The sequence below is a fragment of the Sulfobacillus sp. TH-112 genome (genome assembly GCF_057473405.1).
The window spans coordinates 1-12,842 of the sequence record NZ_JBYCKN010000177.1 but is presented as its reverse complement, the minus strand read 5'-3'; the positions used below and the strand labels follow the sequence as shown (position 1 = coordinate 12,842).

The following is a 12,842-nucleotide window of genomic DNA, read 5'->3' as shown; positions in this document are numbered from 1 at the left end:
GCTACACTCATGGCACGCCGCGATAGCTCTTCTCGCAGCGGTTCACTCACGAGTGCGCGCGTTGCCGCTTCGATCCAAAGTTCCAGATCATCCTCGTAAACCCAGAGGGCTGCATGACCCAACACGGCGTTCAATGCTTCACTGTACTGAGCCACAATCGGTGTACCCGTCGCGAGTACCGCCGAGAGAAATGAGCGCGCAATCGACACGGTATCCAGTACCCAGAGAGCATCCGCTCCCATTACCAGACCTGCCAGTTCACCCTCCGAGAGGTCTCCGACAAACACGACGTTCTCTGAAAGGCCCAACCGTCTTACCACCGGAGCCCAACTACTACGCACCATCAAGCTATCCAATAACACCAGTTCACCACCGTGGGATAAGATGCGACTCGCCGCGGTCAGCAATTTAGTCAACGTCGCTCCATTGGTATAACCCCCACCATAGAGAATCCGGGGTCGGGCTTCCAAATGATACTTTGCGGTCACACCAAACACATCTGACAAGTTAGCAGCGGGAAAATAGATTTCCGATACAATACGCGGGACCGAAATGACGTTCGGCACCGATTTGACCTCAAGCGAGAGTGATTCTCCCACCACGACGGGCAGGTGGGGCCAGCGTTGATGAACGCGTAGCAGTTCCTCGTCCGATGGGGCCAGCAAAAGGGTCCCATGTCGTGGCCCCTCCCACTCCGATCCTGCCACCCACCGATCCTCCGCTCTCGGCCATAATCCGCGGCGCGATTTCCTCTGGACCATCTGCGCCTTGATCTCGTGCGCCTCCAGTGCTTGAATCAGCGCCTCCCAGCTAGAAGTGCTCATGATGTCATCGACCGCTCCATAAAACGCGAGACTCTTTAGCCCTTTATTGCCCATGGGTAGTGGTCTTCCGTATCGGAAGAGGAATGGCCCCACGCGTTGGCACCCGTGACGGGGCGCTCTGTTGGTCTAAGAAGAATACCTGCGAGCTATGAGTGGACTCGGCGAAAAACAACCAGCGCTCCAAAATCGTCCCCGTGAAAGCCGTCATCGCGACTGCAATTCCCCAGATGCTAGTTCGGGTCACCAAAATGAGACCCAAGAAGACCATGACGCCCACCACCAAAAAGACGACCGTCAACCAGCGCAGCAACTGGCGCTTGCGCTCCACAATCACCGGCCATACTTGGGTTTGAGTACGATACGGAGGTTTTGTTGTGCCGGTATCCTGCAGGCGAAATGGGGCAAAAGGTAAGCCAGTCGCCGTTTCTGCACGAAGATTGTGCCGAGCGCGATCAAAGTGACCCCAGTGCAACAACTTAATCAGCAAGGTGGCAACCGCCCACAGCAACATTGCCAACACCACCACGTGTAACTCGGGTTTTGCCAAAGGTGCGACGATGGCCCCCACTCCCGCGCCTGAGAGCATCCCAACCATCAAAAACGAAAGCACAGTTATCGGAGTATGCCAACTCAGCATCGCTGGAATGGTCGCATACAGCATCGCCGTCACCCACATCGCGAGAAGTGCCGTCGCCACGGAAATCCATGCCCAAGCGATATAGAGGGCGCCATGCTGTCCTACAAAGATACTCCAGGCAGCAAAGATGGCCAACGCTCCCCCAAACAATCCCGTGGTGAGCGCTTCGCGGCTCAACCAGGAGGTTTTCAAACGCCGCAATACATAACGGGCCGCCTTAATTTGATGCATGTGAAAGAACGAGGCGACCCCACCGGTCCCTGCGGCGACCAAGGCTAAGAGTACTAAAATGTCAATGCGAACTGGCGCGATTCCCCCCATGGAAATGAGCAAAGCGGCCAACAGCGAAAGCCCCCCAGCAATTCCCTGCCCTATCGTCAGTACCATTAGCGGACCCGTAGGACGCATAGTTAATATCGCTCCTTTAATGCCTCTTCGAGGACATCTTTGCTAATCGGGGACGGTTCGTTTCGCCGCGGAAGATAGTGCACTGAAGGCCGCGCCCCTAATTCCGGTAGCAGGCCAAAGCCCTGGCGCTCTTGAACCAGCCTAGCGACCTCAGAATTGGGATCATCAAGATCTCCAAACGTGCGCGCGTGAGTTGGACAACTTTGCACACACGCCGGCTGCCGTTCGTGATCCGGCAAAGACTCATCCTCAATGCGGTCAATACAGAGGGTGCATTTTTTGACCACGCCTTCTTCCTCATCAAACTCGCGCACTCCATATGGGCAGGCCCACATGCAGAGTTGACACCCAATACAGGAATCATAGTCAACTAAGACCACCCCATTGTCCTCGCGCTTATACGATGCGCCGGTGGGACAGACTGGGACACAAGGCGCATCATAACAATGCATACAGGCTTTCGGCAGATAGAGAACCGACGTATTGGGGTAATCCCCACTTTCCATCGATACAATGCGGTTCCACCACATCCCATCAGGATCCTCATAGGGCATGTCGTCAGGTACTGGGCCGAACGCCCCCGAGGTATTATGCTCCTTGCAGGAGACCTGACAACTCTTACACCCGACACACTTATTCAAATCCGTAATAATCGTTAGTTGCATCGTCGTCACTCCTCATGGTGTGAATTCGCACTGCTATACGCCAAATGCACAATCTCCGGAGCCTTGTTCACTGGCTCGCGTGCGCTCACTTTCGGCCAAACCTCATGCACTTCTGATGGATAGATACGCACACGGGCATCGTACCATCCTGCTTGCCCAGTAATCGGGTCGTTGTTGAAATACTCATCCCCATCCGCTCCACTCAGCCGATCTGGAATAATGTGGTTAATGAGTACCGCGCGCTGCACCTCGGGACTCGCCGTATCGAGTGCCCAGGATCCAGGGCCCTTTGCAATCGCATTCCAGGTCCAAATGGTCCCAGGCTCCACCGCATCAGAAAAGCGCACCTTCCCCGTCATCCGTCCGATCCGTGATTCCATCCATATCCATTGCCCATCCTCAATCCCGAGTTCTCTGGCCTTCTGAGGATTGACATAGATGGGGTTCTCATTGAGCAGTTGACGAAGCCAGGCATTATGCGATCCCCAAGAATGGTATTGGGTCATGGGACGCTGGGTAATGATTCGCAACGGATACTTCTCATCCTCCCCGCCTCGGTCTTCCAGAGGAGCGTACCAAATGGGCACCGGACTAAAATACTCTGCCAAGCGTGCTTTTAACCGTGAATCTGTGGGTCGATTCTCACCATTCCATTGTCCCAATCCAGCTAATCGAAACGTTTGCATCGGTTCAGAATAGAGATGGAGGAAGATGGGATCTGCATGGCTAATAAACTTGACGCTCTGAGCCCAGTCGAGATATTTCTGATTCGCCATGCGATAGTAGCGATGATGATCGGGAAGGTGAAATCTCCAGAACGCTTTATGACTGGAATAGGCATCGAGTTGATGAGGATTAGGTTCACCGACAAACTCCTCGGTACCATCCGCTCCCCGAAATCCGGCTAAAAGGCCAACTCCAGACCCGGGTTCGGTTTCCCAAAACTGAATGAAGTCGGCATAGTCACGATATTTGGCGACCCCTTCTTCAACAAAACCGGGCAGTTGCAGTCGATTGGCCAGTTCAATCAAGACATTGGCGCTCGGTCGACTCTCCGCCATCCAAGGAACCGCCGGTTGACGAATCGAGTCAGCCGGACCATCAGGTTCTGAAATGGGGCGATCCTGAAGTGATGCCGCATCCCAACGTTCTAAATAGGTGGTGTCAGGGAACACAATATCCGCATAGGCCACCGTTTCAGAATCAAAGGTGTCAAATACGATGGTATGAGGAATCTTATATTCTCCGGTAATCTCATCTTTCGCCGTCAACATATCGCGTGTACTGAGGGTATTCCAGCTCGAATTCCAAGCAATATTGGACATGTAGATCATAAGCGTATCAATGGGGTAGGGATTTCCCGCCACCGCGTTGGCTATCACATTTTGAATGGTCCCGTGCGCTGCCAAAGGATATTTCCATGAATAGGCCTCATCAATCCGGATAGGCGTATCGCCACTTACTAAGAGGTCATCCGGTGAGACGGGATAGCCGAGTAGCGGAGCCTTGGCCGCAGTATTGGGCTGATAGTCCTGATCCTTGGGTGCCGGTTTGACCGGAGGTGGTACCGGTTTCGGGTACGGGCTCTTATAGAGAAACCCCCCGGGCACGTCCACGGTGCCGAGAAGCATCATCATATCGAAAAGTCCACGAATGGTCTGAAATCCATTGGTATGTGCAGCCAGCCCCCGCATAGCATGAAATGCGACTGGGCGACCGACCGTTTCTGTATGATGTTCTCCGTATACATCATCCCATGAAATGGGTAACGATAGGGGCTGATGCTGAGAGACTTCACCCATTTCTAGTGCTAGCCGCACAATGGTTTGCTTGGGAATCCCGGTAATGGCTGATGCCCAAGCAGGCGTAGCCGCTTCGATCTCTCTCTTTAATACTTGAAAAGATGGTTCGAGGACCATCCCCTCATGCTCATAGAGTCCCTCTAATACGCCGCGTCCTTTAGCATCCATGAATGGTACAATCTGTCCATCCGCTAAAGCCACCAGCATCTGGCCATCGTTGCTGCGATGAAAGAGTCCCTCTTGCGCCGTTCCCGGCGCACGTATCACCAAACCCGGCGCATTGGTCCAATGCCTCAAATATTCCTCATCAATGAGTTTCTCTCGCCAGAGGACATGCATAAAGGCCATGATGAGCGCACCATCGGTCCCAGGTCGAATGGGTACCCACTCGTCTGCTAAAGCACCATAACCGCTTCGCACAGGATTCACGACAATGAACCGCCCTCCGCGTTCTTTCAATCCCGAAATCGCCAACTTTAGTGGATTTGAGGGATGATCTTCAGCCACGCCAAACATCATAAACCATCGCGCATGCTCTAAGTCTGGCCACCCAAATTCCCAAAAGCTTCCTCCTATCGAATACATTCCGCCGGCTGCCATATTAACAGAACAAAATCCACCGTGGGCGGCCCAATTCGGTGTCCCGAATTGCCGAGCCCAGTACCCGTTAAAGGTTTGCATCTGATCGCGTCCGGTAAAGTAGGCCAGCTTTCGGGGATCGGTTTGACGAATATCCCCCAACCATTTCGCCGCCGTAGCCAAAGCGGTATCCCAATCGACGGGAACTAGGCGGCCTTCGCCTCGGGGACTACCTGGCTCACGCATGAGCGGCTGTCCTAACCTCGCCGGACTATATTGAGTCATGATGCCGGCGCCGCCTTTAGCGCACCATACCCCTTTATTGACAGGATTTTCAGGAATTCCTGATAAAAATCGAATTTTGTCGCCTTCCAGCGTCACTTCGATGCCGCACCGACACGCGCACATATAACAGGTGGTATGAACCTTACGCAGTGGCTCTGGGGTTACTTCCTCCGCAGGACTTACCCGTGTAGGTGCATTAGCCATACTATTTCTTTCCCTCCATCCATAAAATCGTTACCATAATGGTACCGTTGGAAGGAAAGGGTGAGCGTGCGCATTTCCTTATTACGCAACACACAATATTGAATGGAGGAGCTTATGAACGAACAGGTATGGCGCACATTCAAGGCAGTCAGTGAACATCACAGTATCTCGCAAGCATCGCGAATGCTCAATTTATCGCAATCTGCCGTCAGCCAGCACATTCATCAACTGGAGGCGGACTATGGCGCCGAACTTTTTATTCGCACGTCCCAAGGGGTTCGCTTGACCGATACCGGGGAAATCGTATATCGCCACATTACCAATCTCTTAACCATTCTCGAAGACTCGCGTCAACGTGTGCAAGAACACTTAACCGAATCTCCGGCCCAGCTCACCATCGGTGCCAGTTTCACCATTGCCGAGTATATATTGCCGCACGCCCTGGCTCGAATTGATAGCGCTTCTGACCGGCAAAACATTGCTGTGTACATGGCCAACTCTCATGAGGTGCTTGATCGTGTCGCCCACCGAGACATTGACATGGGTCTCATCGAAGCGCCAGTCAGTCATCCAGAACTTATCGCCCGGCCCTTTTTCGACGACCATCTTAAAGTAGTCGTCAAGAAAAATACCCCATTTGCCCACCATCAGAACATTACCCTGCGCGACCTGATGACGCTTCCTTTTATCGTCCGTGAACCCGGCTCGGGAACGCGCATGGTCTTGGAACAATCCCTTAACCAGTTGGGCATCTCCCTTGACGAATTTAACGTCCGCTTTGTGTTAGGTACCACGCAAGCGATTAAAGCGATGATTCGGGAAGGTATAGGCCATAGCATCCTCTCTCCGTACACCATATTGCCTCATGAACGCGCACTTTTTCACACGTTGTCGATTCAAGAACTTCCGCTGCAACGTAGTTTTTCTTTGGTTCATCATCACGATTTAGTGCATCCTGTCGCCAAACGGCTGATCCGTACACTCTTTAGTGTCGCCTGGGATGAGGTGTTGGATCCGCACGAATAATCGCGCTCTCGCAGGAAAACCTACCACTCAGGACGGTGGTACTAATGGTTCAACGAAGCCTTCTGAGGGCGTTTGCGGTGGGATTGATGCTGTTCGTGGCCATGGACCTCATCGATCCGAGGCCGATGGCATGGCACCCTCTGGGAGCCGTCGTCCTCCTCATTGTGTTAAGTCACCTATTACTATTAGATTTGCCCCCTGTGTCATTCCCTCCGCTAGGCAAGGGGATGGAAAGTTTCATTGCCACACTGTCGGTATTGACGATGACCCTGCATCGACTCATTCCCCTCTTTTCGCCCCATTCTCTCTTAGTACTCACAGTGTTGATGGCTCTTGCGATGGGTTTTTTCGAATGGTTTATTGAAGAAAAGTTTCGACTCCCCGTCGTTAAATAGATAGAGCCCGACCAGTTGTACGGTGGGTGCTACACTCTTTTTGCGCCAAATCTCCGTGGAGGGTGACTTGGGTGCCTTAGATCACTATAAGAAGGCCTGCGTGACGAATCGGAGGCCCCGACTCACGCCGACCCACCGCTAGTACTAAAAGCCTTAATTACAACCATGGTTCCGAACCACCGACAGCGGTTCCTATCGCGGAATGTCAAAAGCGTGTGATCAACCAAGAATCCGGATGCCACAAAAAAAGTGCCCGACCAGCGGGCACTTTCCCCAATCAATCAATCAACCTAGCCACCCATTTATCTATAGTAGCCACATGGCTAAAAATCCCGTGAGAAGCGATGCCACGGCCACCATGGCCGCGATCTTCACCATATCTTTCTTGGCAATTTCTTGGCTTACCATGGCCATAGACGGTAAACTGATGGCGGGAAGAGCCATCATCAGCGTCCCCGCTGCACCTAATCCCATGCCGTAACTCATCAGAGTTTGTACGATGGGTATTTCTCCGGCAGTCGGGATGACAAACAGAGTGCCTACCACCGCGACCAATAACATCAACCACAAGCTATGCCCAATGGCAGGAGACATCGATGGAAAAATCCAGGCACGCACTGCCCCCAATACCATGACAATAATCAGATACTCAGGAATGAGCCGTATCGACAATTGTCCCAATACCCGAAAAAAGCGCCCGAAGCTAGGTGATTCGTTAACCGGCGGTGTGATGTCTTGAGTGATCGGAGCTTTTCCCCGGTCAATCCACCGGTCTCCCAACCACGAGGCGCCAATCACCAATACCAAGCCCATGAAAATCCGCAAAAACGCCCAATTCCACCCCAATACAAACCCCATAAAAATGATGGTCGCGGGATTCAAGACCGGATTCCCCAACCAATAGGCGAGGGTCGCTCCAGTAGATAGTTTTTGTTTCTTCATGCTTACCGCAATCGGTGAACTACAGCATGTGCACATCATCGAGGGGATGGCAGCGGCCATGGCCAATGTCCGGCTCCGTGCGCTCATTCGTCCCAAGACTTGAAATAGCCATGCCGCTGGCAGCAATGTTTGTACACCCGCTCCCATCAACAACCCCACAATGTACGCAATCCAAATATCCTTGATGTAACTTGTGGTATAACTCCAAGCTGCGGCCCAGCCAACTTTTGGTGCGGCAGCATGGGTACCAGTTAAAATAGAAGTACCAATGCTGTGGTGGATAGCGGCACTGAACGCTTTAAAGTAGTACGGTTCCCACTTGGCATAAAACACCCCCAGGACGGCAATAGCCACAAAAATGGCCACCGCCCATCGTGTGCGCAAGGAGGACTTCGTTCCCTCCGGCAGCGGCATTTGCATTCCTTTTTCCCTCACTTTCGGTCGTTTAAATCTCTAGCGCCACCTCTCCTTCCACGACAAGTCCAATGGGGAAGAGCGGTACGCCGCGCTCTTTAAAACTCTCATCAAGCGCATCTTTCATTGCCGGCGACGCGGTGAAAAGCAATCCACCTGAGGTCACGGCATCGGCCAGCAACGCCTCCAGCGGGCCCTTAGCTCGATTCCTCAACAGCACATGCGGCTCAACATAAGACCAATTACGTCGACTCCCTTGCGGAAAGGCATCTGCCCTCGCCATGTCTAACGCACCGGGAAGAATCGGCACCTCATCCACAGATAGATGAATTCTGACGTGGGACCCTAGCGCCATTTCTAAAACATGTCCTAGGAGTCCAAATCCGGTAACATCAGTACAGGCCCCTGGATCCCCAACCGCTGCGATTGCCTCCTTAGCCAATCGATTCGACGTACTCATCATCTCAATCGCCGCCGCGATAATGTCGTCACTGGCTCGCCCGTCTTTAATCGCTTTCACCACAACTCCCGTGCCAATAGGCTTGGTCAAAAAGAGCCGTTCTCCGACTCGGGCCGTATCATTCCGCCATATATGATCGGGATGAATTATCCCCGTTACGGCGTAGCCCATTTTGGGTTCGGGATCGTCAATGGAGTGTCCGCCAATGATAGCGGTTCCCGCCTCTCGCATCGCATCTTGCCCTCCCTGCAGCATTTCTGCCACAATCTCTGGACTGAGGGTGTCAGCCGGAGTGGCCAAAAGGTTGAGCGCGGTTAATGGCGTCCCTCCCATTGCGTACACATCGGACAGTGAATTCACAGCCGCGATTTTTCCAAATAGATAGGGATCATCTACAACGGGAGTGAAGAAGTCGACCGTTTGTACCAGCGCGGTGTCTTGATTTAATTGAAAGACACCAGCATCGTCGTGACTCTCGTTCCCCACCAGGACTCGAGGATCGCGAATGAGCTGTTTAGGCAACCGGGTTAAAATAGCATCCAGATCCTCTGGACCCAACTTACAGCCTCACCCCGATTTACTGGTCATTTCCGTCAAACGGCGTTCCATACGATCCCTCCTCATCACGGTATGTAATTTAAACATAGGTAACCTCGCTTTACTCCGCAATTGTCATGTAAAATATGAATAACCAGTGCGCTGTGGAGGGATCAAATGACTATCGACGACTTAGAACTCTTTTGGGCTGTGGCGGAGCGGCAAAGCATCACTGAGGCAGCGCGCGCCGTCGCTGTGAGCCAACCCACCGCCAGCCGCAGGATAAAGGCACTGGAAGAGGAAATGGGCGCTCCCCTCATTGATCGGACGATCTTCCCAATCACCCTCACGCCGTTTGGATTTCTTTTTCTCGATTTTGCTGATGAGATGTTGAAACGGTATCGCCATCTCCGTCTACAAGCCGGCTCAAACCAATCCATCATTGGGACGCTGACGATTTCGACCAGTAGCAGTCCGGCCGCTCGATTGGTCACTCGCTGGATGTCCGACTTCTTAAATGCCAACCCAGGAATTCACCTTCGTCTTGCGGAGATGAACTCCGCCGCAGTAGAGCAATCCATTCAAGCAGGAGAGTCGGGCATTGGATTTATGGGGCAAAAGCCCCTCTCATCGTCGCTGGCTTCCCTGACCATTGGTGAAGACGAAATCGTGCTTCTCGTACCGCGCCATGGATTTTTGCCAAATTTACATTATCCTCTACCTTGGGATATTCTCATCACCCTTCCATTCGTCATGAGAAGTGCAGGTTCTGGCACACAGCAAGCAATCTCACGCGCCTTATTCGAGCGGGGATGGCCATTGCCCAAGCATGTGGTGCTAGAAGTAGAAACCGGATCTGCCCTAATTGATGCCGTGGAATCGGGACTCGGGGCTGGCTTTGTGTCTCGCGAACTACTCTATCGCCGTGACCTCGTCGCCTGTGAGCCGGTGGCGATTCGCGGATTTTCCCTCACCCGTCCCTTTTATTGTATCTACGATCCGGAGCGCATTGCACACGACGCATCAACACGCGCCTTTTTGCGTTATGCATCCATGCGACTGCGGCAGGAAATTCCCTCCTAGGCACCATCCTGTTTTCCCGGTATCCTATACCATATCGTTCCCTACTTAGGAGGTTTTACCGTGAATTCTCCCCTCACCATGAAATCGCTCTTAAATGCCAGCCTCAAAGACATTCAGTCCGCGTTAGATCAAGGAACACTGACATCCGCTCAACTGGTATTACTCTATCTAGAAAGGATAGCCCGCTATGATCGTTCCGGTCCCACCCTAAATAGCGTGATAGAGGTCAATCCCGATGCCTACCAAATAGCCCAAGCACTGGACCAGGAGCGCCAGCTACGAGGAGCCCGCGGTCCACTTCATGGCATCCCCATCCTCATTAAAGACAACATCGCGACCGGCGATAAAATGCATACCAGTGCCGGGTCGTTAGCGCTAGCATCTGTCTATGCTCCCAGCGATGCCTATTTAGTCGAACGCCTGCGCGCGCAAGGGGCAATCATTCTCGGGAAGACCAATTTAACCGAATGGGCCAACTTCATGACGGAAAACATGCCCAATGGCTATAGTTCTCGCGGTGGCCAAGTCAAAAACCCCTACGGTCCAGGTCGGATCGATACCGGGGGGTCTAGTTCCGGATCGGGCGCGGCCATTGCTCAGGGTCTCGCAACACTCGCAATTGGCACTGAGACGTCGGGCTCCATTTTGAGCCCCTCAAGTCAGCATTCGTTGGTTGGAATCAAGCCTACCGTGGGACTCATCAGCCGATTTGGCATTGTGCCAATTTCTCAGAGCCAAGATACCGCCGGACCTATGGCGCGCACGGTATACGATGCTGCCACGGCCCTGGGCGCCCTCACTGGCTATGATCCGAGAGATCCTGCGACCGGATCGTCGGAAGGTCGTGCCCAAGTCGACTATACCACTGAGTTACGTGAGGATGGACTACGCGGGATGCGTCTCGGGGTGCCTCAAGAAGAATTTACCGATTCGCTGACTGCATCTCAAACACAGCTATTGCACAGAGCAATTACAGATTTAAGACGCCTGGGTGCGAGCGTTGTCGATCCGGTAGAAATACCATCGGGGAAAGAACAGAGCGACTATACGGTGCTCGTGTATGAATTTAAGGCCACCCTCAATGCCTACCTATCATGGCTTGGAGATCGCACCCCAGTACATACCTTGAGAGAGGTTATGGAGTTTAATCAAGGGAATGCCGACCGATGCCTCCAGTTCGGTCAGGTTCAGATGGAAAAAGCCGAAGCAACCTCCGGCACCCTGACAGAACCAGAATACATTCGCGCGCGAACTCGCGACCTCAAACTCGCGACCGCAGACGGCATTGATCGCGCCATGAATGATCACCGACTCGATGCGCTGGTTTTCGTGGCAACTCAGGGTGCCGCCATTGCCGCGCGAGCGGGCTATCCTTCTATTACTGTGCCCATGGGATACACCGATGATGGTGAACCAGTAGGGCTTACGTTCACGGCACGATCATTCGAAGAGTCAAAACTGATTCGAATGGCCTATGCCTTTGAACAAGGCACTCAATATCGCATTGCCCCGAATATCGAGTCGGACTAGCTATCCCTAGTGCAGGAGTCGACGTGCCCAGAACGGCACATCCACACCACGAGCGCGCATCAGCGCGGCGATCATTCTTCAAAAAGTGGCCGAGGATTCTATGAGGAAAGCCTCACCCGGCCGCTCGATTCCAATCCGAGAAATAGCCACTAGTGATATGAGAACTCTTGCCGGCCAGTTTCAATGACGGTGAAGCTGTCATTTGAGTCATCCCATGTCATGCTCTACACGCTTGCAAGAGGACGAACCGCCCGGGGGTCTGAGTGTAGGGAAGATTCGGACCCGTGGATGGCGTAACTCATATTATTATGCGATCCGCAACGCCTGCCCCCCCTGACGAAAGTCGCTAAGGGGGGCCAAGACGTGCACTCATTGATAAGGTAGCCTCAAGTGGACTCCAACGGCAAAAATTAATGTTTCAGTATAAGTGGCTGGCGTTGAGTGCCCGGAAGCGCCGGATCGTCGCATTCAATAGATTCACAGACCGCGAGGTCGCCCGGGACGCCATGTCGATCGCTTTAATCACAATCGCGACTCGGAGAGTGTCGTCTGCGAACCCCAGAAGCGCTGCCATCACGTCGTCCAGGCACTGCACCGCCGTGTCGGTGTAGTGTTGGCTGTCCTCTAGGCGCCCTTGGTTCCACGCGATTTCCGCCTGGGTACCAGCCAATTCGCCCCACTGGTAGGCCCCCGCCGTGCCATTGCGCAATGCGCTCGAGCCACTGCCGAGCGGCATCCCCGTCAGGTCGGCGAAAGATGCTTCCTCACTGGCCAGTTGAACCAAATTTAAGTAGGTGTAGCGTGGCTGTGTAGCGATGGGGGTACTGCCGGTATACCATGGCAATAAATTCGGTCCACCCAAGACTCTTCGTCTCGTCGATGACTCTGTCTAAAGCGTTGGGTTCGGTATCCCTTACGTGCGGGTCCAAGAAGTCCTTGTTTCGGAGCGGCTCAACCATTTCTGTGGTGTTGCCAAACTCGGATACGATCTTCCGCACGGGTAACATGCGATCGTTTCGGGCCTGTTTCATGCTAGCCATGGTCGATTCGG

11 protein-coding genes are annotated in these 12,842 nt (G+C 53.2%); 4 read left to right on the top strand and 7 right to left on the bottom strand.

Annotated features, from left to right (window positions below; all coding sequences use genetic code 11):
- The 4 genes from ACOJWD_RS12765 to ACOJWD_RS12750 form a co-directional block, all read right to left on the bottom strand.
- Positions 1-878 (bottom strand): glycosyltransferase family protein (locus ACOJWD_RS12765; RefSeq protein ID WP_486993616.1); only part of this gene is annotated, 878 nt, incomplete at its 3' end.
- Positions 868-1,869, bottom strand: a complete 1,002-nt coding sequence (locus tag ACOJWD_RS12760; RefSeq protein ID WP_486993615.1) for a dimethyl sulfoxide reductase anchor subunit family protein — start codon at positions 1,867-1,869, stop codon at positions 868-870. The genes ACOJWD_RS12765 and ACOJWD_RS12760, both read right to left, overlap by 11 nt.
- Before the next feature lie 2 nt (positions 1,870-1,871).
- Positions 1,872-2,534, bottom strand: a complete 663-nt coding sequence (locus tag ACOJWD_RS12755) for a 4Fe-4S dicluster domain-containing protein (RefSeq protein ID WP_486993614.1) — start codon at positions 2,532-2,534, stop codon at positions 1,872-1,874.
- Between the two features lie 5 nt (positions 2,535-2,539).
- Positions 2,540-5,404: a molybdopterin-dependent oxidoreductase gene (locus ACOJWD_RS12750; protein WP_486993613.1), complete on the bottom strand. Its 2,865-nt coding sequence runs from the start codon at positions 5,402-5,404 to the stop codon at positions 2,540-2,542.
- Between the two features lie 114 nt (positions 5,405-5,518).
- Between ACOJWD_RS12750 and ACOJWD_RS12745 the strand changes: the two genes are divergently transcribed.
- Together ACOJWD_RS12745 and ACOJWD_RS12740 are read left to right on the top strand one after the other, a co-directional pair.
- Positions 5,519-6,430 carry a LysR substrate-binding domain-containing protein gene (locus tag ACOJWD_RS12745; RefSeq protein WP_486993612.1) on the top strand — a complete coding sequence of 304 codons (912 nt, stop codon included), beginning with the start codon at positions 5,519-5,521 and terminating at the stop codon, positions 6,428-6,430.
- A 44-nt stretch (positions 6,431-6,474) separates the two neighbouring features.
- Positions 6,475-6,825: a hypothetical protein gene (locus ACOJWD_RS12740; protein WP_486993611.1), complete on the top strand. Its 351-nt coding sequence runs from the start codon at positions 6,475-6,477 to the stop codon at positions 6,823-6,825.
- 306 nt (positions 6,826-7,131) lie between these two features.
- On the opposite strand, the gene ACOJWD_RS12735 is transcribed toward ACOJWD_RS12740, so the two are convergent.
- Both ACOJWD_RS12735 and selD read right to left on the bottom strand, forming a co-directional pair.
- Positions 7,132-8,187, bottom strand: coding sequence for a permease (locus ACOJWD_RS12735; RefSeq protein ID WP_486993610.1), 1,056 nt, complete (start codon positions 8,185-8,187; stop codon positions 7,132-7,134).
- Between the two features lie 25 nt (positions 8,188-8,212).
- Positions 8,213-9,250 (bottom strand): selenide, water dikinase SelD, encoded by a 1,038-nt coding sequence (selD, locus tag ACOJWD_RS12730; protein WP_486993609.1) that lies wholly within the window; start codon positions 9,248-9,250, stop codon positions 8,213-8,215.
- Positions 9,251-9,355: 105 nt separating this feature from the next.
- Here selD and ACOJWD_RS12725 point away from each other — a divergent pair, with 105 nt between their 5' ends.
- Both ACOJWD_RS12725 and ACOJWD_RS12720 read left to right on the top strand, forming a co-directional pair.
- The gene (locus ACOJWD_RS12725) at positions 9,356-10,261 is read left to right on the top strand and encodes a LysR substrate-binding domain-containing protein (protein ID WP_486993608.1); all 906 of its coding nucleotides are present in this window, start codon (positions 9,356-9,358) and stop codon (positions 10,259-10,261) included.
- A 60-nt stretch (positions 10,262-10,321) separates the two neighbouring features.
- On the top strand, positions 10,322-11,791 hold the full coding sequence (locus tag ACOJWD_RS12720) for an amidase (RefSeq protein ID WP_486993607.1): 1,470 nt from the start codon (positions 10,322-10,324) through the stop codon (positions 11,789-11,791).
- Between the two features lie 418 nt (positions 11,792-12,209).
- Here ACOJWD_RS12720 and ACOJWD_RS12715 read toward each other — a convergent pair whose 3' ends face one another.
- Entirely contained in the window at positions 12,210-12,653 is a 444-nt protein-coding gene (locus ACOJWD_RS12715; protein ID WP_486993606.1) for a hypothetical protein, read from the bottom strand.
- Positions 12,654-12,842 lie beyond the last annotated feature (189 nt).